Source organism: Bacillus sp. S3, from assembly GCF_005154805.1.
GTDB lineage: Bacteria > Bacillota > Bacilli > Bacillales > Cytobacillaceae > Neobacillus.
Genome location: NZ_CP039728.1, coordinates 123,770 through 150,425, shown reverse-complemented (window position 1 = coordinate 150,425; position 26,656 = coordinate 123,770). Strand labels below are relative to the sequence as shown.

At 35.5% G+C, this 26,656-nt stretch carries 22 protein-coding genes; 8 read left to right on the top strand and 14 right to left on the bottom strand.

From position 1 onward, the window contains the following. The first annotated feature begins 10 nt into the window (after positions 1-10). A complete protein-coding gene (locus FAY30_RS26630; protein ID WP_149873001.1) occupies positions 11-1,276 on the top strand; it encodes a Y-family DNA polymerase in 1,266 nt (421 codons plus the stop codon). A 77-nt stretch (positions 1,277-1,353) separates the two neighbouring features. Here FAY30_RS26630 and FAY30_RS26625 read toward each other — a convergent pair whose 3' ends face one another. The 5 genes from FAY30_RS26625 to FAY30_RS26605 form a co-directional block, all read right to left on the bottom strand. Continuing rightward, positions 1,354-2,139: a geobacillin-26 family protein gene (locus FAY30_RS26625; RefSeq protein WP_149873000.1), complete on the bottom strand. Its 786-nt coding sequence runs from the start codon at positions 2,137-2,139 to the stop codon at positions 1,354-1,356. Next, complete coding sequence (locus tag FAY30_RS26620; RefSeq protein WP_149872999.1) at positions 2,111-2,464, bottom strand: hypothetical protein; 354 nt, start codon at positions 2,462-2,464, stop codon at positions 2,111-2,113. Before FAY30_RS26620 ends, FAY30_RS26625 begins: the two co-directional genes overlap by 29 nt. Positions 2,465-3,290: 826 nt before the next feature. Further along, the gene (locus tag FAY30_RS26615; RefSeq protein WP_149872998.1) at positions 3,291-3,920 is read right to left on the bottom strand and encodes a hypothetical protein; all 630 of its coding nucleotides are present in this window, start codon (positions 3,918-3,920) and stop codon (positions 3,291-3,293) included. Continuing rightward, a complete protein-coding gene (locus FAY30_RS26610; protein ID WP_149872997.1) occupies positions 3,904-4,377 on the bottom strand; it encodes a hypothetical protein in 474 nt (157 codons plus the stop codon). The genes FAY30_RS26615 and FAY30_RS26610 overlap by 17 nt, the downstream gene beginning before the upstream one ends. A gap of 735 nt (positions 4,378-5,112) precedes the next feature. Continuing rightward, positions 5,113-6,222 (bottom strand): hypothetical protein, encoded by a 1,110-nt coding sequence (locus FAY30_RS26605; RefSeq protein WP_223821040.1) that lies wholly within the window; start codon positions 6,220-6,222, stop codon positions 5,113-5,115. Positions 6,223-6,996: 774 nt separating this feature from the next. Between FAY30_RS26605 and FAY30_RS26600 the strand changes: the two genes are divergently transcribed. Continuing rightward, complete coding sequence (locus FAY30_RS26600; RefSeq protein ID WP_149872995.1) at positions 6,997-8,646, top strand: helix-turn-helix domain-containing protein; 1,650 nt, start codon at positions 6,997-6,999, stop codon at positions 8,644-8,646. Positions 8,647-8,699: 53 nt separating this feature from the next. On the opposite strand, the gene FAY30_RS26595 is transcribed toward FAY30_RS26600, so the two are convergent. The 4 genes from FAY30_RS26595 to FAY30_RS26580 all read right to left on the bottom strand — a co-directional run bounded on the left by FAY30_RS26595 (position 8,700) and on the right by FAY30_RS26580 (position 11,466). Continuing rightward, positions 8,700-8,984, bottom strand: a complete 285-nt coding sequence (locus FAY30_RS26595; RefSeq protein WP_149872994.1) for an AbrB/MazE/SpoVT family DNA-binding domain-containing protein — start codon at positions 8,982-8,984, stop codon at positions 8,700-8,702. 88 nt (positions 8,985-9,072) lie between these two features. After that, a complete protein-coding gene (locus FAY30_RS26590) occupies positions 9,073-9,495 on the bottom strand; it encodes a GIY-YIG nuclease family protein (protein ID WP_149872993.1) in 423 nt (140 codons plus the stop codon). A 124-nt stretch (positions 9,496-9,619) separates the two neighbouring features. Continuing rightward, positions 9,620-11,026 (bottom strand): MmcB family DNA repair protein, encoded by a 1,407-nt coding sequence (locus FAY30_RS26585; RefSeq protein WP_149872992.1) that lies wholly within the window; start codon positions 11,024-11,026, stop codon positions 9,620-9,622. 80 nt (positions 11,027-11,106) lie between these two features. Further along, positions 11,107-11,466 carry a YhjD family protein gene (locus tag FAY30_RS26580; RefSeq protein WP_149872991.1) on the bottom strand — a complete coding sequence of 120 codons (360 nt, stop codon included), beginning with the start codon at positions 11,464-11,466 and terminating at the stop codon, positions 11,107-11,109. A gap of 69 nt (positions 11,467-11,535) precedes the next feature. On the opposite strand from FAY30_RS26580, the gene FAY30_RS26575 reads away from it, so the two are divergent. Both FAY30_RS26575 and FAY30_RS26570 read left to right on the top strand, forming a co-directional pair. Further along, a complete protein-coding gene (locus FAY30_RS26575) occupies positions 11,536-12,702 on the top strand; it encodes a competence protein CoiA family protein (protein ID WP_149872990.1) in 1,167 nt (388 codons plus the stop codon). Between the two features lie 250 nt (positions 12,703-12,952). Beyond that, entirely contained in the window at positions 12,953-13,273 is a 321-nt protein-coding gene (locus FAY30_RS26570) for a hypothetical protein (protein WP_149872989.1), read from the top strand. A gap of 352 nt (positions 13,274-13,625) precedes the next feature. On the opposite strand, the gene FAY30_RS26565 is transcribed toward FAY30_RS26570, so the two are convergent. After that, the gene (locus FAY30_RS26565) at positions 13,626-14,372 is read right to left on the bottom strand and encodes an ATP-dependent DNA ligase (RefSeq protein ID WP_223821039.1); all 747 of its coding nucleotides are present in this window, start codon (positions 14,370-14,372) and stop codon (positions 13,626-13,628) included. A gap of 211 nt (positions 14,373-14,583) precedes the next feature. Between FAY30_RS26565 and FAY30_RS26560 the strand changes: the two genes are divergently transcribed. The 4 genes from FAY30_RS26560 (at position 14,584) to FAY30_RS26545 (ending at position 19,176) form a co-directional block, all read left to right on the top strand. Beyond that, entirely contained in the window at positions 14,584-15,621 is a 1,038-nt protein-coding gene (locus tag FAY30_RS26560) for a hypothetical protein (protein WP_149872988.1), read from the top strand. 15 nt (positions 15,622-15,636) lie between these two features. Next, positions 15,637-16,356: a hypothetical protein gene (locus tag FAY30_RS26555; RefSeq protein WP_149872987.1), complete on the top strand. Its 720-nt coding sequence runs from the start codon at positions 15,637-15,639 to the stop codon at positions 16,354-16,356. 342 nt (positions 16,357-16,698) lie between these two features. Next, positions 16,699-17,628: a GumC domain-containing protein gene (locus FAY30_RS26550; protein ID WP_149872986.1), complete on the top strand. Its 930-nt coding sequence runs from the start codon at positions 16,699-16,701 to the stop codon at positions 17,626-17,628. A gap of 186 nt (positions 17,629-17,814) precedes the next feature. Further along, positions 17,815-19,176: an IS1182 family transposase gene (locus tag FAY30_RS26545; protein WP_149872985.1), complete on the top strand. Its 1,362-nt coding sequence runs from the start codon at positions 17,815-17,817 to the stop codon at positions 19,174-19,176. Positions 19,177-19,294: 118 nt separating this feature from the next. Here FAY30_RS26545 and FAY30_RS26540 read toward each other — a convergent pair whose 3' ends face one another. From FAY30_RS26540 to FAY30_RS26525, 4 genes are read right to left on the bottom strand one after another with little or no spacing between them, the layout of a single operon-like run. Beyond that, positions 19,295-19,936 (bottom strand): hypothetical protein, encoded by a 642-nt coding sequence (locus tag FAY30_RS26540; protein WP_149872984.1) that lies wholly within the window; start codon positions 19,934-19,936, stop codon positions 19,295-19,297. Positions 19,937-19,941: 5 nt separating this feature from the next. Further along, positions 19,942-20,469, bottom strand: a complete 528-nt coding sequence (locus tag FAY30_RS26535) for a hypothetical protein (RefSeq protein ID WP_149872983.1) — start codon at positions 20,467-20,469, stop codon at positions 19,942-19,944. Positions 20,470-20,516: 47 nt separating this feature from the next. Further along, positions 20,517-22,589, bottom strand: a complete 2,073-nt coding sequence (locus FAY30_RS26530) for a peptidoglycan DD-metalloendopeptidase family protein (protein WP_149872982.1) — start codon at positions 22,587-22,589, stop codon at positions 20,517-20,519. 3 nt (positions 22,590-22,592) lie between these two features. Beyond that, on the bottom strand, positions 22,593-26,651 hold the full coding sequence (locus tag FAY30_RS26525; protein ID WP_149872981.1) for a hypothetical protein: 4,059 nt from the start codon (positions 26,649-26,651) through the stop codon (positions 22,593-22,595). Between the last annotated feature and the right edge of the window lie 5 nt (positions 26,652-26,656).

Sequence of the window (26,656 nt, the reverse complement as noted above, 5' to 3'; positions counted from 1 at the left end):
GGGAAACAGCATGATTGACTACACCCAATTTCCAGATAGAAAAATACTTTGTGTTGACATGAAAAGCTTTTATTCCAGTGTGGCAGCTGTCCACCGTAACTTGGACCCTCTTACATGCTATCTAGCTGTAGTTGGCAACACAGACAGGTCAGGAAGTGTTGTTTTAGCTGCTTCCCCTGCACTTAAAAGAGATTTTAAAATTAAAACAGGTTCTCGGCTATTTGAAATTCCTGAAGATCCCAGGATTCATATCGTGAACCCTCAAATGGGCTTATTTATTCGTGTTTCCACTGAAATCACAAAATTGTTTTACCGTTATGTACCTCCAACTGCTATACACACATATTCCGTGGATGAAAGTTTTTTAGATGTAAAAGGACTTGAAAAAATATGGGGGGATCCTGAAACAATCGCAAAACAGATTCAATCGGATATTAATAAAGATTTTGGCTTGCCATGTACTGTAGGGATTGGCCCCAATATGTTGATGGCGAAGCTTGCACTTGATTTAGAATCCAAAAGTGCTCCTGGTGGTATAGCTACGTGGACTTATGATGATATACCATCAAAGTTGTGGCCAATATCTCCAATATCAGAAATGTGGGGAATTGGCCCACGAATGGAAAAAAACCTGAATAGTATGGGGATTTTTACGATTGGTCAGCTGGCAAAATACGACTTGAACTTGCTTGAAAAGAAATTCGGAATAATGGGCAATCAACTTTATTATCATGCTTGGGGGGTGGATCTATCTGAGCTGGGTGCTCCCATTATGCAAAAACAAGTCAGCTTTGGAAAAAGCCAAATTCTTTTGCGTGATTACAAAAATGAAACTGAAATTAAAACTGTTATTTTAGAAATGTGTGAAGAAGTGGCTCGTAGAACTAGAAATGCTCGAAAAGTCGGCAGAACAATCAGCTTCGGGCTTGGATATAGTAAAGATGAATTTGGTGGTGGCTTTCATCGATCCAGGACCATTGACGAACCAACTAACGTTACAATAGATATTTATAAGATTTGTCTTGAATTATTAAAGGAACATTATAGAGGGCAAACCGTAAGACAGGTTTCGATATCAATTAGTAACTTAGAGGACGATTACGAAATGCAGCTTAGCTTATTTGATGCTAACGGATGGAAAAAACGTGAGCTTGGATATGTAGTAGATAAAATAAGAAAGAAATTTGGCTCAGCTTCTCTTTTAAGAGCAGTTTCTTATACAGCAGCCGGTACAGCCAAACACAGAGCAACCCTTGTGGGAGGACACAAGGGCTAGACTCCATCAATTTGTTAGAATGGATCAACAAAAAAGGATTGGTTTCCCAATCCTTTTCAAGGTCTTTATTATCTGTATTAAGGGATCCAAGCACCGTCAGAGCCCACTCGGTATCCACCAATAGTTGTATTAACAGCCATTACTCCATTGCTATAGAAGTAGTAATATTTACCACCTATCAATTGCCATCCACTATTTGACATATTGCCTGATGGGCTATTTAGATAATACCAATTCCCACCATCTAAAAGCCACCCTGTTTTCATAGCTCCTGTTAAATAATCTAAATAATACCATTTTCCTCCATCCAACAACCAACCAAATTGCATAACACCTGAGGAATTAAAATAGTACCATTTACTCATAATGTTTTTCCAACCTATTGTCTTATTACCATAGATATCATAATAATACCAGGTGTACTTACCATCCTCTATCCAACCAGATAAAACTCTTAAAAAGTAAAACCGGCAATCATCTGCATAGGCCTTCATATCCTCGGCGTAACTATTAGCAAGAAATGCTAACCCAACTGCTGTAAGTGTTCCTACAGCAAGTCCAAATCCAGTAGGAGCCGTTATAATAGCAACTACCCATGACGTTGCTGAAGCACCTGCAAAATCCAACCATTTAATTTCAGCAGATCTAAGTGAATTTACTGAATCACGAAATCCAAGGATATTTTTACCATTCTTAGTATTTTCAATGGCAGTTTTCCCAGAGCTATCCACCTTTAAAAACCAAGTGTTTCCAGAGTAGTAATAATATTCAAAATAGTTATTAAAACGACTACCAGAACTATGGGCTAATAAACTTGAACTTGCACTCTGTACCTTAATTGATTCTATAGCTTTTTTCTTCATCGGTTAAATTAATGTTAAAGATTTCTTCACTTTCTCCATTTGCTTTAATTAACGAAGTGCGTACCTCATTATCTTCTTTATTGTATCTACTCTCAGATACTTCTCCAGTTGTTTTATCTGTAACTCGAACTAATCTTTCTTCTTCATTATCTTCCAAAATATTAATATCATAATTTTCCATATCATAATTAAAAGTTCTTGGTGAATTTTGAGGATCTAATGGTAAGAAATTGGATTCAGAATTTGATGATGCATTTACAAAAGAAGGAGATAAATAACCAAATGTCAACATTATTATAATTGTTACAACTAATATTTTTTTCATAACAATCCCCCGTCAATATCTACACGAACTCACAATAGCACATTTATGGCCTAATAATAGAAATGTATTATCAAATAGGTTATTATCATCAAGATAAAAAAAGAAGATAAAAAATAGATTTTGTCAGTCGTGTTTTTAATGAATTTATTTCTTATTACAATAAAATAAATTGCCAAACTGAAAAATAAAAGTAGTATTGGTATTCCCATTTGCAACGTAGAAAGTTCTATCGTGGTGGTGACATACTTTATATACGAAGAAATAAAGATATAAAAAACTATTACAAATAAAAGATTTAAAGCTGAATAAAATAACCATTTTTTCATTTTCCCGCCCCCCTTTTTTAATTATAATATTCAAAAACATGAACAATAAATTTTTTTGTAGCATAGCCTTAAATTTGGTAATAATTTCCTACCACCTAATACTAAATTACCATATTATTACTTATATTGGAATATAATTAACTGAATTTATAATTATTTCCTCTTCTCTTTGGTGAATTCATTTTAGATAATATTAATCATGTATTAATCCCAAAAAACGCATTTGATGATGTAAAATACTGCTGTTCATAGTGTGGCAAAAGTTCTCCCTATCCGATCTCTGGTTTTAGCAAAGTAAAAGCCTTCGGAAACCACGGATTTCCTCACTTTCCAGATACCTTCTTTTATTTTGAATACAACCTTTCTTCGAACTTATAGCAAAAGACAAAAATGTGAATATGCTACCCGATTTAATCCAAAAATTGATTTTTGGTATTTTTAATTTTCTCAAAGCAAATATAGCCATAGTTTTCATCCTATGGCCTGTCCATTCTTATTGATTAAAATCGTTTTATATGAGTTAAAATAGACTTTTGAACTTTAAGTGAGTTCCCTTCACTTTTCACGTTGTCTATAAAATCTAGATAGACAATAGCAATTAACTCTTCTATGGTAACCTCTGTGCCTTTAAGGAAGGGCTCTAAATCGTGAATTAAAACTTCCCCTCTTAACACCTCAGATTCACGCATACGAAGCTCTAGATAGGCTGTCTTGTTTTCTTTGTCGTGGTTATCATCTATTTCTTCCTCAATTGTTTCAAACTCAAAAACATGCTTAGTTAGAGGTTTCATGATACGTTTTTGCTCCACCCTTTTTTGGAAGTATTTCTGCTTTCCAGCTTTTAAGTAGTCAGATATCTGTTGTGGTTTTGCTCCCCTCTTTACTTGATTAAGGAAATCGTCGTAAAGCAGATAAATTAATACACTTAAATCAAATCGATAAGGTACTTCTTCATTAAAGTTATCTTTTAAATCGTTGACAAAAATTTTTCCTCTTAAGTAGTCGAAATATGGAATTTGAATTGTAATGTATTTTCGATTGGTAAAAAAGCCTTTGAAAAAGCCCTCTGGTTCGGTCGAGCCAGTTAATTTACTTTGGAGAAGGTTCCAGCTACTATAAGATTTTTTCAATGTCTCCCCCTCCTTCCAACCATCTTAATACAGACAGAATAATATGAAACACGACTTTTCGATCAGATAGATTTTTTTGAATAGTTAATCCATGCGGCCCGCCTATTTCCTTTTCGTATTCTATTTCAAGAATATTTGTGTGCATATAAACTTTTGTATCCTGATATTCATGATTCCAGATAAGGATTTTCTTATGTGCTAGTCCATATCGAAGCAGAAGAGTGTTAAATTTTGTTTGAGTTATATCTTCTTTACCTTCAATCTGATACATTCTTTTTGCTTGTCTAAGGTAGCTTTTTAACTTCATTTGTAAAATTGGTGTTACAGGAAACTTAATGTTATGAGTCTTATCGGAACGAGTTGCTCTAATTTTATCCGATTGTTTTTTTTGAACCGCAGATGGCGGTTTAGTTTTTGTTATCGCAGTATTATTGAACAATGGATTAATATACCCCATTCTATCCCCCACCTCTTATCATTTTGATTTTAACTCATGGTCACTTTTCCAGTTTTCCATCTTCAATAGAAATATAGATAGGGAAGACTGGTTTTAGAACCTATAGTTGTATATTTTTAGTTTTAACGGTCAATACTTGGGCTAAGAATTAAATATAGAAGGGATGAACATAAAATGAAAAAAAGGGAGAAAGAAAAAGAAGCAAAGTTGATAGCAGCAGCGGCAAAAAAAGCCAAGAAGGCCGGATTTAAAATTGTAAGTGTAAAAGTGAAATAATTACCTATCATTTGAATAAAATTTTATATGAGAGTACTTAGAGAACACATATTTGTTTATTTATCATATAAAAATAAATAATTCATATAGTAATAAGAAATAATAAAATAATAAAAATAACAGATATTAATAAGCTTTTTTTATCAACCACTTTCCTTCCCTTCTAGGATAAGGGCTTAGAGGATTTTAACAGAGTTTAACTTTCCCATTCTTAAGAAATACACATATTATCATTTATCTTTCTAACATATCAACAGTGGTACAATTTTTATATTCATATATATACAGGTTTATATTTTATATAATCACAAATTCACAAGTAGATATTCGTAATTTAACACTATAAAAAAAGAGGACATATCAACCGATGTCCTCTTTTTGCATTACTTGTTTTTAAGCAAATTGATAGCAATCCATTACTAATAGCCCTGCAAACAATAATTTTTTTGACAGGGCTACTTACATATTAAAATTTAAAAACTCTGGAAAAGCTCCGGTTTTACCATAGTAATCAACCTTGGCTTCATGAATAATTGCATAAGGGATTTTCCTTATGAAGGGTTCAAAATTGTTTCTAAATACTTTCCTAAAGAGCGCGCCAAGAGAGAAAATTTTAAATGTGGTCAGTCTCGCCCTTTGTTCATGTAAATACCCTCCTATATCGTCCATACATTTTAGGAAATATCGCTTTGCTGACTTTTCTAAATTGAAAACACTATTGTCTTTAATAATTTTTAACTTATCATATACTTCTTGTTTAAAGGAGAACATGATATCAAATTGGTCCCGGGCCTTATATTTAATTTGGTTGCCATCAAGGAAATATGTTAATTCGTGAGATAACATTGCTGTAAGATGATCAATTTTAAATTGTTCAGCACTCTGTTCTTTAACACACTCTTCTTTTAGAGTGATATATACTTTTCTGACCCATATTTGTTTTCCTCGGAACTCTACACCATCAAATTCAATATCAAATAGCGGTTCCAGCAGCGACAAAATTTCTCTTACCTTTTTGGAGTTTTTATTTAAAAGCTTTTTTAAGGTACTCATATTTCTAGATTGACGCAGCTGAGTTAATTCAATGGACTCTTTTTTAGACATGGCTGTCCGGAATTGATTGAATAACGACAATAATAATTCGATACCTTCTGGATTTGAAGTGCGTACCATCTCAGCTAAAATATTGGTTTCAAAAAGTGCGTTAGGAATGAGAAGGTAATTTAACTTTCCGCCTTCGATTCCTGGATTGTTAAGCTTTTCAATGTCTTTTAAGACTAACACCGGGATTCCATTATGTATTTCTTCTTTAATAAAGCTAAGTTTTTCTAAGTATTTTTTTCCCGAATACAATGAGGAATAAGGAATATTAAGTTTCTTTGCCCAATAGGAAAGATTATATTCTTTTAGTACTCCCCTTTGATTATTCTCTTTATCTAATTGTTTGAGCATTGTTAAATAGGTTACATATGCAGAAGCAGGCGGACGTTCAAATGATTGATCCCGTATAAAATAAAATTCTTTTAATATTGCTTGATGCATACGAAAGCCATCTATTTTGATTTTCATTATGTACCGCCTCCTCTCTCTTCACCTTTTCCACCTAGTAATCTATTTAGGATTATAGCAAAAGCAAAGTTGGAAAAATGTTCCCCCTTAATTAAGGATTTTCCAATTTGTGCACGTGCCTCAAACCCTTGTCCCCCAAGGGATGAAAAAAATGATGAGATTTTTCATGTGATAGGTAACGTCAAGATTACCTAATTAATGTGAGAGATAGCGTCAAAAAAACGAGATTTGTGCATTGTGTATAAAAGTTGATAAATCAATGTTTTTTCGATAAAGGGTGCCATTATTTTATAGTTAATAAGAGGCTTATGCACAAGATGTTGTGCATCTATGTGTGAAGGGTAACGTCATTTTTTTAGGGAAATTGTCGATTTTGTGCTTTAGTGTGAAAGGTTACGCCAAATGATATTAATTTTGTGCATGAGTGTGAAGGGTAACGTCAAATTTGCATAAGTTTGTGCATGTGGTTGAAAATACCACTTTGTGCACGAGTGTGAAGGGTAACGTCAAATCAGTATAAATTTGTGCATGTGGTGAAAATGCCATTTTGTGCATGAGTGTGAAGGGTAACGTCAAATCGGACGGTAAGTGCACAAAATGTAAATGTGTTTAGCTTATACGCTATTATTTCATTTTCGGGATTCCCCTTCCATACCGTTATTAGAAGAGATCAAAATGGATATTTTTGTTCCGCTTTGAACTGTTGACAATATCAGCATTAAGTATAAAGATTAGTATAATAAAAGATTAGATAAGAATTTGCGGAGGGCGATTATGACAGAATTAAACGAGATATTTAAAAAATTTTTAGACTTTGCTCTGGAGACCTTCCACGATTATCCAAATCTAATTTCAAATTGGAATAAGGAACTAAAAAGTTTAATGGGAGAAGAAAGTGTTGAGTTTCAACCTTCGCAGTCCTTAAAGGCCTTTTTAGTTATATTAAATAAGTTATCAAGTGAACACATGCTAAATTTACAAGAAATAGATGAATGGATTGGCTCCTACATAAGTGAAATTCGAGAGTTTGTAGTACCTTATATTGAAATCGAACAAAATTCCTCCTTAGTTGTTAGTACAAATCAAAAAGTGGTTACTCAATTATTAGAACAAAGTTTCATTGAGTCAGGATCTGCTCTCTTGTTCCATAGACTAAGAGAAACCATAAGTAAAAATGAATTCATGCCAAAAATGGAGTATCCAACTGCTCTTATAAAGGAAAAGGCAATTCAAGCTACAGCACAGTTACGAGGGATAGATAACACACCCCATCTTTTATCTTCTGAGGAGATTCAGCAATGGAAGAACCTAACAGCCCAGGCTATCACCTCTATGGATGACTTAACCGCGGATATTTTTGATATTATTTCGATCTTATGGATGAAACAAGCGAATCATAAAGATGAGATGATAAAATTTCATACTGACGATGCTTTAAATTTAAGGCGAGTGCAAGGAAGAAAAGAAGTCGATGGTTATCAATCTGGTTATAGAAAAAAAGAACGTGACGAAATAATGAAGCGGTTAGCCGCATTGACAACCATTTGGATTAGAATCGAGCGGGATAATTTAAAATTTGTAGATGCAGAAAGTAAAGAGTTGGATGAATTGGAGCAGGTTCAGTTCAATCCCCTTTTTATCTTAGACAGTATAACGGTTGCATATCGGAACTCTCAACCGGTTGGGATTTATGAATGTAAGATACGCCCTGGGGAGCTGCTTGCTAACTTTTTATATGGCTCAAAGAAAAGCAGTGGTTTGTTAGCCTTAAAAACCTTACAATATAATCCTCTTACGCAAAAATATCATAAGCGCTTAGCTCGTTATTTATCGTGGCAGTGGAGGATCCGTCAAAAAGGTGCTGATTACTTTAGACCATACAGTATAGGCGGAGAAAAAGGATTACTAAATGTAATGGGAATTGATGAGAATGGCCGATATGGTTCAAGGGTGAAAGAACAGTTCGAAAATATTCTAGACACCTTACAGCAAGATAGAATTATTATGGAATGGAAATATATTAATTTTGATGAAAATGTAATTGAAAAGGATAAGCGTTGGTTTTTAGACCATTGGTTAAATACAAAGGTTCAAATTGTACCTCCAAGTGAAATCACTGAACAAAATAGAGAACCCAATTTGACCATACCAGAGTTAGAACAGCAAAATTATGAACAAATGAATTTTACAGAGCTTTTAAAAAATTTAACTGAAAGTGAAATCGCAAGTAGCGCAGCTTCAGAAATAAATGTGACACCAGAAAATATAAAGAGATTACGGATTAGTAGAAATAAAAAATTAGCGGAAGCTGCTAAGGAAATAGGAATATCACATACTACGTTATCTAGGTATGAAAATGGAAAAATCCTCTCCCCAACAAAGGCAAACATTGAAAAGATGAAAGCATGGATTGACAATAAATAAAAGCCGGTTTAGCACCGGCTCTTTTGTTTACTCCCTTTTGTATAAGTATTTGATTAATTATGTAATAAGTATTGTTCCTCAATTTGCTTAATTAATAGTTCTGCCCCTTCGGTACTTAATACTATTTCCCCATCAGCAACAATAATTGGGGACTTTACAATCTTTCCAGTAACCATGCATTGATTTACCACTTCATATTTCCTTAAAATGATTTTCTCTTCATCAAGGAATATCTCCACCGGATCCTTATGTTCGATATCAAGCGTCCTTCTTAATTCTTTTGGAATGACGATACGCCCTAATTCATCAAGTTTTCTTACTATGCCTGTACTTTTCACCTAAACACACTCCATAAAACAATTTATAACTAGATTATATAGTGACACATAGAAGTAAAAAAATAAATCATTACAGACTTTGGAATGATTAAATTAGAATACTAGTCGTAATATTCTTATCAAGAGAACCCCTTCTGCCTACATTAATAATTTCTAATTTATCTCTTCCATAATACCTTTCCCTGTAGGTTGTATTGAAAGGTGGGCTATGCCAGTAAATTAAAAGCGATTCAGTATCATTTAACTTCTGAACAGAATACCTTCCACCATGAGGGTACTCTAAAATTCCGAACCGAATCTGTATTGCTCCCCTCACATTCCAAAGCCAGTCCTTGTTATGTTCAGTGATCCGCTGAATAAAGGAACGCCCTGTCTTTCCTATATAAAGTAAAGTTTCCTTCCCACCAAAAACACGATAAATTGAATAAACCCCATTATGGTAAGCAATATCCCTTATATTAATATTATCAAGGCTGTATGGGCCATACCATCTTATGTAAACAGTAGTCATTGTAAACTAGTTACCTCTTGATTGCGTAACTGAAAAATTAATACATCTTTTCCCTCAAGGACTATCCTTCCTCGACTGAAACTATACTCTTCCATTATTTCAACTCCTTAATTTAATGGTTTGTTTAATACCCGAATACAAGCTTTTTTGACAAACTGCGGGATATACTAAAAATGGTTTGCTTCTTATTTTCCGCCTTGCAAGGGAGATTACAAGGATATTCTATTACTAAGCCTTTGCCATGTGATTTTAATAAGCCAACGTCTTTATCCTTGTACCAGTATGAGTGATCTAACAGAAAATAAAATTCATCACAATAATTGAGGTATTCAGTCCATTTGTTATCTGAAACATAGTCATTCCTGGATGCTTTCACTTCAATTACAATAATATGTCCGCTTTCGTTGTAGCCAATTACATCCACTCGTTTACCGCTATTCAAACTAAACTCAGCTGAACAGGTATAACCTTTATGATACAACCATTTGAGCGCTAGGTTTTGAAGCTCACCATGACGCTTTAATTCTCTTGGTGAAAGTTTATTACTTGCCTCAACTTGTTCCATAAAGGATTTAGGAGAAGTCTTTCTAAGTTTGGCAATTTCATTTTGTATTTCCTCTTTTTCTTCTTCAATCTTACTTAATAATTCTCCAATTCGTTCAATTTCACCTTTTAGGTTACCAGCTATTTCTTCAGTGTTATTGTAGTAAGGGTTTGTTGGAGTGGACCATGAACTAAATTTGTTATTCTCATTTCTTTTTGCTTCTTTATCGTAATTCCAGGTGCAATCCCAACCACGTTTCCATCTAATCGGAAGTTCTTCTGCCAGAGCATCTAAATCTAAAATGGTATAAGTATAAGCGATTTCTTTGTTCTTTTCCATCCAATCATGGTATTCCATTCTATATGCTTCAGGTGGTTTATTAAAATGGATAATCCCCTTCTTTTGAAGGTTTTTCTGCCAATAATAATCTAGTCTTTTAGCAAGGCTTAATTGGCCATTTTTAGTTAACCCTAAGTGTTCTATAAGAAATATTCTTACCGGTTCGTCGTATTTACATAGAAATGCGGCTTGTTCTTCGATTTGAGCTTGTAAATGCCGTAAATTAGCTTGTTGCTCTTTGAGGGTTTCGTTCTGCTTTTCTAATCTAAAGATCCTGTTATCCACTTCAATTTGAAATTCTTTGATTCGGTCTCTCTTTTCTTCAAGACCGGCTATCTGAAGAGTTAATTTATCTCGAGTAATTTCTAGAGGTATAGAAAGGAGAATATCATTAAGTCCTTCCCAATCATCTTGTTTAGATAACGGATAAAGTACCAATGCTTTTGTTCCTAATTGTCTTAGCCTTTCAAAAGCTTCTTTGCTGATGTTTTCGTCAGCCTTTGCAATAAAATTTAAAAGCCTAGATAACCGTTTAGCTTGATCGATTGAAATTCCGAATTCAATAGGAATGTCTTTTACTTTTGCTCCTGATTTTAAGGCATTCATTACAGCTAAACTGATATTATCGGTACCATTAATTGCAGCCATTTTACCTCCCTGAAAAAGTGCGCCGTACACTTATTTTAGCAAAAGAACAGGACAGGTTACTAGCTCCTGTCCTCCATTTGTTATAATGAATTATAATAAAAATCAAGCTTTTTTCCCGTTTGCATCTTTAATCCATGGATAAAAAAACGGAATTCAGATTCATACCCTCTAACAACATATTTGTATCTTACAAAATCTTCGTTAATATGTTCCCTATCGAATACCTTTATTCCCTTTCGAGCCATTTCCTTTTTGGTTTTGGAAGTATCCTTAATTGCCATATCCCTTACCTTTTCCATAAAAAGAGCATGGTGCTCTTTTAATTTGAGACTTGAATTCCGTATTGCTTCAATGTCTTTGTTCATGGCAATTACTAAAAGATTCAATACTATGTAATTTAAAGCTATATCTTTAGCTTCTTCCGGCAAAAGTTCTTTCATGAAACAACCCTCTTTTTTGGCAACTTATGGTATTATTTATTATATTGAGTTTTGGAAAAGGTGAACGAAATGGCAGTAAAATTACATTGTGCTTATGACGAAACCGGAAGCCTTGTTTTTATTAAAGACAGGATAGAAAAAAATCGAATATATTATTGCCCACATTGCAAAGAGGAAGTGTTCTCAAAAAAGGGAAGTATTCGGGAACATCACTTCTCCCATAAGCCAGATACCGAATGTTCAGCTAACTATGAAACTATTTTGCATTTTGAAGCTAAGCACTATTTGGCTGAAAAAATAAATGATGGTGAAGGAATCGATCTACCGTTTGATTTAGGAAAACATATTCCGGCTTTAGAACTCTTAAAAAACGAAGCAGGCATTTCAGACCATTCCATCATTTCTTTAAGTGAAATCATTTCATTCTATGATGTAATAAGCGCTTCAACGGAAACTGTTATACCAGGCAGCCAATTTATAGCTGATATAATATGTCTTGATAAAGGGGATAACAAGGCCTTAGCCTGTGAAGTTTTTGTAAGCCATGAATTAGATGATGAAAAAATTGAGTTTTTAAAATCTAACCAATTTCCTTATTTAGAATTAATCCCTTTTCATAATGAAAAAGGAGATATTCAATTTACTTTGCATTCTTACTATTTACCAAGATTTTTCGAAAGATACAAAGAAAAAGTCGATTCAACCATGTTGGAGCAACTCTTCCCGCTTTATAAGGATGAACTACAGAAAAAAGTGGAACGATTTTATGAAGAATGCGAAATCTTAAAGTTAAAATTGCTTGCAGTACAAGCTCTAAAAAAGGAACTTCAGAAGGAGGATAGCTACAATCAATTAATTGCTTCACTTGATCTGCACAGCTATACTTCTTCAGCGGTTGCCCATAGAGCTACAGTTAATCGTAAAGAACTTTTAGACCATCTAACCTATAAAAAAACAGCAAAAGGTTCCTACCTTATGGGAAGGACAACCAAGGACAGTTATTTTGTATCGAGTGAACAGAATCAATTATATAGCATCATAAATCAGTTGGTATGCCAAATTAATATTTCCGCTTTAATTGGCGGTTGGGAAAACTCTAGTAAGGAATCAATTGTCGGATTTGAATTCGGGATACCTCAGCCATCTGAAATTAGTAATGTAATAAGGCAGGTTCTTATAGATAAAGTTGAGGATTATGAAAGGAGATTTCAAAAGAAGTTAACCACCTTGATTTGATTTATATTGGAAAACTTAATTATAAAAACAGGTATACAATATAGAGAATTTAGTGAAATAAAGGGCTTTTAAAAACCAATTGAACAATTCTAAAGATACCCGGTTAACCGGGTAACCCCAAAAATTTCGATTAAATAATTAACATACTGTCCATAATGGTTATAAATAACCTAAAGGGCGGGATTTTCTATGGTCTAAAGTCAATATTGGTATTAAAGCCACTAATGAGGTAGCTTACGATGTTCACGGCTTGTTAGATGCTGCTAAACAATTAGGCCTTATTAAGGATAAGGGAGAGTATTTCGATATAACCTATCCATTTTTCAAGGACTACTTGCAAAGGAAAAAGTTAACCGAGACCGAGATTGGTCACAACCTGGCAGAAGTTGAACGAGCCACGACCTTAATAGTCAAGCAATTTATAAACGTGATCGAGTCACACAATAACATAATGAAATATTCGGAATCCGAATATAAAGGGATGCTAAAGCAAAAAGAGGACAAAATCGAGGCACTCTCCTCTTTATTAGAAAAAACTGAACTGGAGAACATTCAGTTAAAATCAAATTAAAGTAGAAAATAAGAACTTAAAAGAAAAACTTAAAGAGATGGAGTCTAAATTTAAATAAGTTGGAATTTAAAGCATGAAAAAGGAATTGAACAAAGTCAGAATGTTCTAACTATAAAGATCTTGTTGAAATCCACATTAAAAGAAGTCAACTAAGTAGTTTGTGTCTAGTTAAAACAGCATAAAACCATAACATTTTTGGTGCATGTTTTAGTGAAAATTAATAGGGCTTGTCCAGAATGGATTAAGCCCTATGATACATATTCAACAAAAGAAGGAATCCTCAGTTTCCCATCCTTTGTAAAATTACGGAATTTCACTTTTAGTTTAAATCTTAGGATCAAGATAAACAAATTTATTGTTTTTGGTCTATAATTAAATCTTTTTGAATCCGATAAAATTGTTTTCTTGCCGCAGGAGTCATGAATTCCATCATTCCAGCTTGACGAATTTTCCCTTTATCTTCTAATCCTAACAATAAGCCAAATTCATCTTTTCGGTATCCTGTTACATACGCTTCGGCAAATTGATAATTTATAACTTTTAGCCAATCGTGGCTTCTTTTGTTTATCTGATATGAAGAATTTGCACGCTTCATTACGATGCCCTCTAAGCCATGTTCTTTTATTAGATTGAAGTATGCTTCCCCGTTGCCTTTGGTCCATTGAACAAGGGCTATATTTTCGTTTGGAACTATTATGGACTCAAGTATCTCCTTACGCTCTATAAGCGGTTTAGATGTAATTTTTTTACCCTTGTAATAAATAATATCGAATATACAATATTGAATCCTCTGTTTACCATTTTTCCCCGCATGAAAGCGGCTCATGGTTTCCTCAAAATCTGGTTTTCCTAAAGAATCAGTTACTACTATTTCTCCATCAAGCACTGTTCCGTCAGGGATGTTTATAGAAAGTAGCTCAGGAAATTTCGATGTTACGTCATTCTTGTGACGAGTATGGAGGTTAATTTTTCCCTTGAATTTGGAAAGCACCAAACGGAATCCATCTAATTTCAATTCACTAATATAACTATCCTCTTCCCAGGGCAAATCGTTGAACGGTGGAGAAAACTTATGCAGTAGCATAGGAGAAACGAACATAATTACCACCTCTATATTATGCTACCATAAGGTGGGGGATTTTGCGTTAGAGTATTTTAGGGAATTCATCCAATACCTTGAAATTCCTGGCTTTTAAAGAGGATCTTCTATCCAATTTTGATTGACTTTTCCATATATAGGTACTATAATAATACTATAAAATGGTGTAATATTCGGTATAGTTATTACAATATATATGGCGGTGAACTTAATGAATACAATACTTAGTGTAGCAAATGGTGTTTTGCAATATCATAGAGGTAAGCAGACTGGTCTAGCTGGGTTGATGGGAATTGTTGTTGCTCTTATAATTGTTTTTCAATGGGATAATATTCTTCCTATTCTTGATGCAATGGGAATTGTTGATTTCCTAGATAAACATAGTTTGATATATAAAGGAGAAGGTTATTTAACAGGGTACGTTCTATTCAAGTTAGCTTTTAAAGCCTCTTTGCTTTTCGTTGCCGCTTTAGCTTGTTTATTAGTTATTGCCATGATAATCACTATGTTTTCCTCTAGTGAAATAGGTGGTAAAATTACATTAGCAATCTTTATAGTAATTTCATTTCCTTTTTTATCAATTTATTTTCTTTACGATGCTATAACTACTCCCAAAGCGGTTAAGGAAGAAAGGTATAGACTAGCAAAGGAAAGAAATAAACCTGTTATAGAAGTGTTGAAGGAATCATTTGAAGTAATTGATAAAGAATCAGCAAGAGCAAGATTGAATAGACTACCAACTACGGGTGACTATCACTTTTTGCTAGCTGTAACTGAAAACGAGGATATATTCGCAGTACTTCCTCGTGCACGCTACTGGATGGAAAACCCAGTAATAAAACTGAAGGTTGAAAAGTATGATGAAAAAAAGGACAAGGCCAGTTTCGGTCAATATCAAGTAAAGCAATTTAAAGTAACCTATGACCATGGGGATTATAATGAAAAGCTTCAATATGATGTTTTGCAGAGTAAGTTAAATTTAGATGATGAAGAAGTAGTATATATATTAAAGCCAGAACATGACTTTAATCATGTATTTAAATGGATTACTAATTCTCTTGGTTTTAAGACATACACGAATGAACAGATTAAGACCTATTTCAAAAGGAAGCAAAATCTATTAGACGCTATTTCAAAATCAGAAACACAAGAGGATTTTGATAGATATGTTGCTGTAATTAAAGAAATGGATGCTTCCAATGAAGATATTGTAAAAATAATGTTGGATTCTAGGGTCGTTGAAGTCTAAACAAAGGGAGTAATAATGAACAAAACCGAAATCAAAAAATTAATAAGACCACATAAAAATAAGTTAACAACAGCAAAAGAGTGGGATGTTTATGCCAAAGAACATGAACTACCCTCTTCTTTTAATTTAATCTATATTTTTGGTTCCTGGAATGAAACAAAGAAGACTTTTAACCTTTCGGGACAAAAAGCATCGTATACTTTTGCTGAATTAAAACAGATCGCAACTGAACATAAGGAATATATGAGAAGTAAGCCGACTTGGGACCAATATTCAAAGGAAAAAGGACTTCCCGCTTCGGCAACATTTATAAAGGCTTTTGGAAAGTGGAGTGAATTAAAGCAATTTATAGGTCTAAGTGGTGAAAAGAGAAAGAGCGATATATATAGCAAGGAGCATATAAAAAGTATCCTTAATGAACATGCTGCTGAGTATCAAAGTCGGCAACAATGGGATGTTTATGCCAAAGAAAATAAACTCCCTACCTACAAAACAATAAAGAAACATTTTACTTATGATGAAATTCTAGAAATAGTAGGAAAGAAAAAAACATTTAATTTTACTAAATCAGACTTGATAAAAATCGCGCTAGAACATAAAGATATATTTCTAAAAGCCAGTATGACTGTATGGGATGAATACGCTTCTGAACAAAGACTTCCTTCAAGCCATACATTCTTTAGTAGTTTTGGTTCTTGGAGAATTGCTAAACATGAGGTTCATTTAAAAATGTAGGAAAGATGATGGAGATTTTGAAAAGACTATAGGGTATAAACCTAAAGTATCAAAGCTGATAGCAGCCACTGGCTGCTATTTTTTTTTGAGTTACTATCTTACAATGTACCCAACGGAAATGGAGACTCTTTAGATTCGCCATTCACCTGCTGTTAGCTAAGTTGGATAGGGGCACATACCAAGGAACAAAAACTTTTTCAGTGGAAATCCTAGACGCGATGTTTATACTAATGCAAAAGAAAATAATCAAAGGTTTACTAGGTTAACCTGGTTAACCATTGACTTGTAGGCATTTTAGGGTTTACTATTATGTTAATGAATCCAATAGAGGGTGGGAGTTTGGTGGAAGATATTAAAATCACAGGTCAGGTTGGCGGAAAGGTCAATGATGAGGCGTTAGAATACCGATTTAAAATGTTATTACGGACGATGAAAGAAGCTCGAGGGCTGTCAACTTTTAATGAGCAACTAAAAGCGATTTTAGATGAGGTAGATAAAAGCACATTAGCTTCTGAATTGAGTTACGGTTCTCAATTAACCGAGTTGAATCAATTAACAGCTCACATATCAGAGATTTTCGTTGGTTTGGCCAAGCAAAATGAAACAAATCGCATTTTTCAAGAGCGACAATTTGATGAGCTTATAGGAAAGAAAGAAGAAGTAATCGATACTTTGAAAGGACAACTTGGTGACCTAAAGGAGAAACTCGATCAAAAAGAATCTGATTTCAGGAATATTGAAGAAAATCATAAAAAACTAGAAGAAAACTTTATGAACCTAAAAGGACGTCTGGATGATCAAATGAAAATGATTTTGGTTCAAGATGAACAACTACAAGTTAAAGACCAAACAATTGCCAATCAAGCCCAAAAAATAGACAGTATGACCAGCGCGATTACTCAAAATGAACAATTAAAGCTTTCTGTTACTCATTTAAATGAAGAGATTACCCATCTTCAGGAAAACAAAAAGCAGGAAACCCAACAACGGGAATTTGATTTTGAGCGTCAGTTGTTTGCAAAAGAACGAGAATTACAACAATCCTTCCAGGACCGTATTGGAAAAATACAAGATGATATGAATGATAAATATGAAAACCGACTTGCTTCCATCATCGACAAAAACGATAACCGGGTAACGGGCTTGAATCAAGAAATAAGCTCCCTAAAGGGAGAAATTCAACAGAGGGCACGAAGGGAAGAGGATTTAGTGAAAGAAATCCAATTCTTAAAAGAAAAGGCGCAACAATGGGAAAATCGAGAAAAGAAATAGAACGATTAACCAATCAAAACTGATTAACTTCAAGTGTAGTTCATTGAATGGATCACCCTTCTAAACATAAAAAAGAGCACTTCAAGTGCTCTCAGACTGTAGACAAATCCCCCATTTTTGGGGGATTTGCCTACAGTTTTTTTTGTATAATGAAGATACTACTAATTTTGTAAGGTGATGAAGAAAATGCTAACGAAAAATACTCAGATGAATCGGGATCAATTAGAAATGATAACCCTTGAACAGTTAGTTCCGGAGAACCATTTGGTCCGAAAAGTGGAAGCTGCTATAGATTTTTCATTTATATATCCTCTTGTTCAAGAGATGTACTCTGCTGAACGAGGACGTCCAAGTATCGATCCTGTTGTATTAATTAAGATGGCATTTATTCAATATATGTTCGGTATTCGCTCGATGCGAAAAACGATAGAAGAAATTGAAACGAACCTAGCTTATCGTTGGTTTCTTGGGTATGGATTCCATGATAAGGTGCCTCACTTCTCCACTTTCGGTAAAAACTATGAACGCCGTTTTAAGGATACAGACTTATTTGAACAGATATTTTACAGAATTCTAAAGCAGGCAGCCGAAAAGAAATTGGTAAGTAGCGAACATGTTTTTATTGATTCTACGCACGTGAAGGCAAGTGCCAATAAGCGTAAATTTGAGAAAAAGGTAGTTCGTAAGGAAACGAAAGCGTATCAAGAACGTCTCCAACAAGAAATCAATGGTGATCGTGAAGAACATGAGAAAAAACCTTTCCCACCTGACAAATTTGAAAAGGAAGAAACGAAGGAGATCAAGGAAAGTACTACGGACCCAGAAATTGGGTATTACGTGAAGGACGAACGGACGAAGCAGTTTGCCTATTCTTTTCATGCGGCTGCTGATAAAAATGGCTTTGTCTTAGGCGCAATTGTCACCCCTGGTAATGTTCATGATAGTACAATGTTGGAGCCCCTTCTTGAAAAAGTCATAGGAAACTCAGGGAAACCTGTTGCTGTTGCTGCTGACGCTGGATACAAAACACCTGCTATTGCTCAATACTTAATTGGAAATGAGATTCGTCCTGCTTTACCTTATACACGCCCTCGTACCAAAGAAGGTTATTTGAAAAAGACTGATTTTGTTTATGATGAACACTATGATTGCTACCTTTGTCCGGGAGGACAGGAGTTGAAATATAGCACGACAACGAAGGAAGGATACCGGCAGTATTTTTCAAATCCGGTTCAGTGTAAAGAATGCCCGTTTTTATCCCAATGTACGCAAAGTAAAAACCATCAAAAGCTAATTCAACGGCATGTTTGGGAAGCGTACCTTGAGGAAGCTGAACACCTTCGGCATACAGACGAAAATAAAATAATCTACGCACGACGCAAGGAAACGATTGAACGTGTATTTGCAGACGCGAAAGAGAAGCATGGGATGCGATGGACAACTTTAAGGGGACTTAAAAAATTGTCTATGCAGGCGATGCTTACTTTTGCTGCCATGAATTTAAAGAAGATGGCAAACTGGACTTGGGTTAATCCAACAATGGCATAAAAAACGACCCCGGAGGGGTCTTGTACAAAGAAAAATTGAGCAAAAAATACTTAAAAATGACAAAAGGCACCCGAATAGACTTATTCGGAATGCCTTTTGTCGACAATCTGAGAGCACTTCAAGTGCTCTTTTCAATTTGTTCGATTATTTTCCAAGCTGATGTTGTTATTACATAAATGCTTTCTTTATTCTCATGTTGATGAGCATCACCTAAAGGAATGATATCTAACTTCACTTTTGCGCTCCTATTGTCCTTATAGGTTAGTGTAACAGATAGCTTATTCCTCACACCGGAAGTGAATGCCCCTTTTTCTATTTTGTACTGTACATCTTTGATTTGGCCTTCACGAGAAATCCGGTTCATAATTTCTTTTGCTACCTTAGTTTTATCCTCAACCTTACTTTGATACATATCCTTTGAGACTGTTTCTGGATTGAAACTAGAAAGGAAAATATCTATATCTTTCGCAAGAAGACCGGCAATGAAATACTTTAAAACATCAAGTTTAGGATCTTCATTTTTCTTATGTTCTTCTGGGGGATGTAAAAAGCCAATATCTGTATCCTCTCCATTTTCCCCCATCCATTTTGAGGTTTTATCTGCATACTCTTTTGTCTTTTTTACTTCATTAAGAACGTCTTTTTTAGTTGCCTCTAATGCTAGTTCATTTTTTCCGAATAATTCTGGACCTAAAATTATATAGGTTACCAAGGATACAAATATTATACCTGGACCGATTATAATTAGTTTTTTGTTCATTACATCTATGCTCCCTGTTCTTCCGCTTCTAATTGCTCTCTAAGAATTTTCCATTGGTTTGATAATTCTGCCTGTTTTATCTTTATATCCATGTATTCAGTACGTAGATAATCCTTATCAATTTCTGTATCTTCTCTATTGGCCATATCAATAGCGTGTAAAAGTAATTGGTGTGAACGATTTACCATAGCAATTAAGTTTTGATTAGCTTCGAATAATTCTGGTTTTACGTCGTCAGCTTCAACATCAGAAACTAATTTACTTGATTTTTCTATTGTACCTTTAATTGCAGTCTTAAATTGTTCCCTGCTGTAATCCTCGGTGTAAAGGCCATCAACCGCATCATTATAGATTTTTAGAATAGAAGTCATTTGCCCGATATACCCTTGAAGAGATTTTTCATAAACATCTAAATAAGATTTATTTTCCGCGGTTATTTTAAGTTTACCTGCAGCTGTTTTTTCTTTAGAGGAACATCCAGTTATAACAAGGGCAAAAACAAGAAGCAAGGTTAAGAAAATATACTTTTTCATAAAGTACCTCCACAATTAAAAGGGGGTTCCCCCCCTCTATAATGTTATTAAAATTGTACTAGTAAAGCGGGATTTATGGCTCCACTTTTGGCAGAATTCCATGCTGGGGAATGGATCTCGAAATGCAAGTGTACTCCTGTAGAATCACCTGTCGAGCCCATATAGCCTAAGAACTGACCTTGTTTAACCGTTGCACCTTCTGAAACAGCCCTCATTGTCATGTGAGCATAAACTGTTTCATAATCTTTTCCGCCGATTTTATGCTTAATATAAACCACATTTCCATAACTGCTAGATAAATATGAACGATGAACAACTCCGTCAGCGGCAGCAACAATTGGAACTTGTGATTTTCCGCCTGAAGCAATATCCAAGCCCCAATGCATTGTGCCCCACCTAGCACCAAAAGGAGAAGATAGCGGCCCTAGGGCTGGTCTCATAAAGCTTCCTGGTTTAGAATCCGGAATTTCTCCACCGCCACCTTCATAGACAGCGGCATTTTTAAATTTTTCAGCGTTGGATAAAACCTTATTTACATACCATTCAGCATGGTTATAGTGCCATATAGCCCCTCTTGAATCGATTGCATAATTATTACTAGCCAAATAGTATGCTGCGGAGTGTACAGCATCTGCTACATTAAAAGGGTCTGCTTTTCCGTCCCCGTCTCCGTCCCTTCCGTACCCACCCCCAGCTGCAATTACAGGAATGCTTGTTATATCGGTACTCGAAGAAACTAATCCCCCGCCGATATTATATTTCCAGCCGGCCCAAGTGGCAGGCATAAACTGCATATGGCCGATTGCTCCAGCGGAAGATATCATTGTTGGGTGAGTTGAAAATCCGGTCTCTACAAAATGTATAGCCGCTAAAACATACCAATCAACACCATATTTCTTTTCAGCGGAACGATAAAATGGCATAAACTGCGGAGGGACACCCGCACCAGGAATGATATTTCCATCAAAATATCCCCCGCCATTTATCATTCCGCCACCACCCATTGTTTGTAGCCATTCGGTATAGGCAATAGTACCTCCCATGAAAAGATAGTTTGCCTCTATTAGTTTCTTATCACTTAATCCTAGTGAATAAGAATTCAAGATACTATCAAATTTGGAATAATCAGAGTTTGTAGTTTTCTGAGATGTATAGTATTGATTACGAGTTTTAGTAATGGTCTTGACTTCTATTTTCTTATCTTCCATAACAGTAATGATTTCTTTTTTTGGGACTGTAGATGTTTCAGTCACTGTTTTACAGACTCTCTTATAGGTAGGTACTCCGGGAATGATAATGTATTTATCATCCCCAATTATGACTATTTTATCCTCACCCGGAACAAGGACCTGTTCACAAACTACCTTTGAAGTTTTAACTTCTTCCTCTGTTACTACTACCTTTTGAACGGGAACTTGTATCACCTTATAAGTGATTTCAGTTGTAGTTTTCCAATCAGAAACATGAGGTGTGTATTTAAATGTTGTTGAACCATTCCAATATTCAACAAAATCAAGTTTCGTTACCATGTTTTTCGTATGAACAACATCACCAGTCTTACAGTTTCCATCCTCACATACAGTTACTTGTTTTTCCTTCCACTCATCATATTGTCCATAGTCAAATGTAGGAGCAAGAGCGGAAGCCATTTTATCGATTATGCCTCTAATATCCTCATTTTTTGAGAAGGCTTCTAATTGTATAGTTGCCGCAATTAATTTCTCGGGTACACGATAAGGCCTCTCTATGTCACTTTTCATATTTACTGTACTGTTGGCCTGTTGAACAATGTAGTCGTGAATTTTCTTATCTTCCCCTTTCAGTCCTTCTCCTGTTCCAAAAAGGAATGCCCAAGCCAAAGATATAATCACGAGAGAAATTACTACAGCCAGACCAATTCCTATGACAGGAAGTCCTACAGTGCCAACAAGCCATGCTAATAGTTTTGTTAAAGCAATCACGAATTTTTTTGCAAGGACTTTGGCAATTTTAACAGCAACTTTTGCTCCTTTTTTAGCCAGCTTTTTAGCAACTTTTCTTCCTTGTTTTTTTGCCTGACCTTCAGCAAATCGTCTTAGAGCAGATCTATCTTTTTCTTGATTCTGTTGGAGAGGTAACATATATCATCGCCCCAAAGATTCTGTGAGAGTTTTATTTCGCATTTGCTCGTTTTGTCTTCTGAGTAAGTTACGTTTGTTTGGAGCAGCTTTCGGAACTAAGTCTTTAGGCTGTATGGAACTTGTATATTCATCAGTAGGAGAAACGATCAATTGACGGTTTCTAACTTCACAGTTTCTAATAATCTCAGTTTCCTCATTTAGTCTTGCATCTCCTGCCCCATATGGAGATATACGGTACTGTTTTCCTTCTTTCGAACCAACTAGGTAACTTCTATTCCGATCTACAACCATTTGAATATCAGACATTTCTTTCATTGCATCATTTAGGTAATACTGTCCGCTATCTACTAATTGGTTATAGCTTTGTACCTCTTTTACGACTCTAGGATTCTTTGATGAATTGCGATTGGCTATAATCTTATTAGGATTTACATTGATCGTTTTAGTAGACTGAATTTTTCCTCCACCACTGTCCTCTGAATAAACATTGGAAGTCGGGGCAAACTGACCATCTTGAATCGTAAAATCCTGATAAATTGTCTCACCTTTCTTTAGTGACGGATCTCCAGAAGCAATACGAGAAACGGTTTGAACCTGACCGGATTTATCCCTAACTTGAATTATTGTTCGACCAGCTGTTGTTGCCATTCGGATAGCACCTGCAGAGATTGCTGTTTGACCGTTTGGCAATTGAACAGTTTCAACCATTTGCTGAATTTCAGAAATCTCCGCAACCTGATTGTTAACTGCATTGTTATATGGATTAAATCCTTTCAAACCCAATGTCTTGGTATTTTGCGGACCTCCTGAAGCGTAGGTTGCCCCCGCCTTATACCCTCTGACACCACCAATAATTCCAGTAGTGTAAGCAACAGCATTTTTAAATCCTACTTGTTTGCCTACAACATTATCAGCAACATGGCCTTTGAATTCAGACCATCCAAATTTTGCACCTTGACCTGCTGATTCTGCAAGAGCTGTAACTGGATTTTGCATTGGGTCTTTATTAGCCCAAGCATGTTTTGTTCCTACGACAAATGATTTAGCTCCATGTCCTAATTTAGTGTCGCCAAGGAAACTGCTTACTTCTTTTATTCCAGACGTTGCGATACTTGCAGATGCAACACCACTAACAACTGCTCCGGCCCCTCTAACCACAGAATTTCCAATAATGGCATGATCCAAAGGAATATGCTTAGGAATTCCCCCATTAGATGGAGAACTGGATAATTTACTTAGATTTTGCCTAAACAAGGCAGGAGCTTTTGTTTGTTCCCATTCCTGGAGAGCTTCCTTGTTTGTTAAGCTTCCATTTGTGATTCTATCCTGTATAAAAGCCTCTTTCGCTTCATTAGTTTTTAGGGCAGCGAGTTGATTTGTTAAAACATCTGTATTAACTGACTTTGATGAATAGAGGGATGCATTTTTGACAGCACTTGTTGCCCCTTTAACTGCAAGCTGACCTTCTCTACCTCCCATCCCCAATACAGAGCCTATTTGGTTTCCGACCTCTTTAGCAAAATCCTCTTTGTTAACAAAAGCATTTGAAGGAGTATTAAAACCTAATTTTGACACGGCATTATTCGCAATATTACTTATAGAATCCCTTTTATTAGAGACAGCTTGTTGCCAAGCGGCTTTTTTATTCTGATTGTGTTTTAGAATATCCCCCTCGGTTGCATTAGCAGGAAGTGGATAATTTGCATCATAATCACCCATAAAGGTGTTTTTATTTTTACTCGCCCAATCATTAGTAAGGTTTTTAACAGTAGCATTAACTAATTCGGTAGGTTTTGCTTGTTTCCCGCTGGCATTTGTTGCCCCTTTAACAGCAAGCAGACCTTCTTGACTTCCAATACCTAATACAGAACCTACTTGGTTTCCAATCTCTTTAGCAAAATCCTCTTTGTTAACAAGAGAATTTACAGGAGAAGTGCCAAAGCCAAGTTTTGACGCGGCATTATTAGCAATATTGCTAATAGAATCCCTTTTATTAGAGACAGCTTGTTGCCATGCAACGGTTTTATTCTGATTGTGTTTTAAAATATCCCCCTCGGTTGCATTAGCAGGAAGTGGATAATTTGCATCATAATCACGCATAAAGGCGTTTTTATTTTTACTCGCCCAATCATTAGTAAGATTTTTAACAGTAGCATTAACTAATTCGGTAGGTTTTGCTAGTTTCCCGCTGGCATTTGTGGCCCCTTTAACAGCAAGTAGACCTTCTTGACTTCCAATACCTAATACAGAACCTACTTGGTTTCCAATCTCTTTAGCAAAATCCTCTTTGTTAACAAGAGAATGTACAGGAGAAGTGCCAAAGCCAAGTTTTGACGCGGCATTATTAGCAATATTGCTAATAGAATCCTTTTTATTAGAGACAGCTTGTTGCCAAGCGGCTTTTTTATTCTGATTGTGTTTTAAAATATCCCCCTCGGTTGCATTAGCAGGAAGTGGATAATTTGCATCATAATCACGCATAAAGGCGTCTTTATTTTTACTCGCCCAATCATTAGTAAGATTTTTAACAGTAGCATCAACTAACTCGGAAGACTTTGCTTGTTGTCCACTAGAAGTTTTAATTTTGCTTACATGCTTTTTTGCGTCCTGTAAAAATTCACTATTTTTTGAAGCTACTTCTTTATCCCACATTTGATTTCTAGCTGCATCAGTAATATCAGGGAAACGCTCTTTAATATCCTTCATGAAAGATTCTTTATTGGCACTAGCCCATTTCGTAGTTTCTTCATCTGCCAATGTATTTGCTAGTTTTTCGTCAGCTAAAGATTCAGCGTTCTTTACACCTTTAAATTTATTCCATCCTGCAATTGCACCTGCTTTGACTCTGTTACCGACTATTTCAGCACCGGCCATTCCAGTTCTACCCGCAACTCCGCCAACTACTCCACCAGTAGAAAAACCAATTGTTGAGCCTGTAATAGAGCCCATTGGACCCATTGGAGAACCGGCAATCGCACCAGCGGCACCAAAAACAGCTTTACCACCTTTAGAAAGGATTTCACCAGCTTTTAGCATTCGTTCAGCGCGGGAAGTAGAACCAATATCCGTTCCAGCACCGGCCAGTAATCCCTTGGAATCTTCAGCATCTACTCCACCTTTCCTACCTATTCCCTTTTCGATAGCTTGTCCAGCGGCCCCTCTCAACGATTGAGCCACAGTTTGACCATTTAAAGCACCTTTAACAGAACCAATAACACCCATTAAAGCAGAACCGCCGAACATTGCAGCAGTCTTAGATAATCTGTCATTCATTTGCCCACCTAATCCTAAAAGCCCCCTAATAGATTCGGAGAGTGGAATGAAAATTATGTATAAAAGAACACTTCCAAGTCCAAAGTCTGCGCCAGCAACGGAAGAAACTACCCAATATAAAGCTGCATGAACCGATTGGACAAAAACGGTACCAGCATATTCTTTAAATAGTCCTCCTGTGATTGCTTTTGTTTGAGGGATTAGATACAAAGCTACAGCGAGAGGACTCATAATGGTTAAAAGCATGAGAGTTAAAGTTCGCATCATATAATAGAAGTTCGCCCAAATCCATAACCCGAGCAAAACTAAACCTATTACTAATGCACCAAGAGGGCCCTTCTCTGTAAATGCGCCCATTTTATCGAATACGTCACCGTCCATGGTTGTTTTAGCTGCGTCAAATGTAGTAACAAACATGGAGTTTACTGTAAACATAAATTCGAATATAGTACTTAAGTTAAAAAACAAAAGGGCTACAATAACAAAGTCTTTAAAATACTCCAAGGAATATGTCCTGTTTGAAGGGTTAATTCCTGAAGAAGCGATCCTCATTCCCGCTAATATAATGGAAATGAGAATAATACCGACTGATAAGGATTGCATAACTGCCATTCCTTGTGCGACAACGCCAAATTGTTTTTCGTCAAAGATACCGTAGTATAAATCTCTCTTATCACTTCCGTAAATTAAGGTATGAAGTGTATCGAGGTCTCCGCGAAATGGACCGACAAACCAACCTAAGAACTTTTCGATCAAGTCTTCAAAAAGTTCCAATATTTTATCCTTCAAAAATT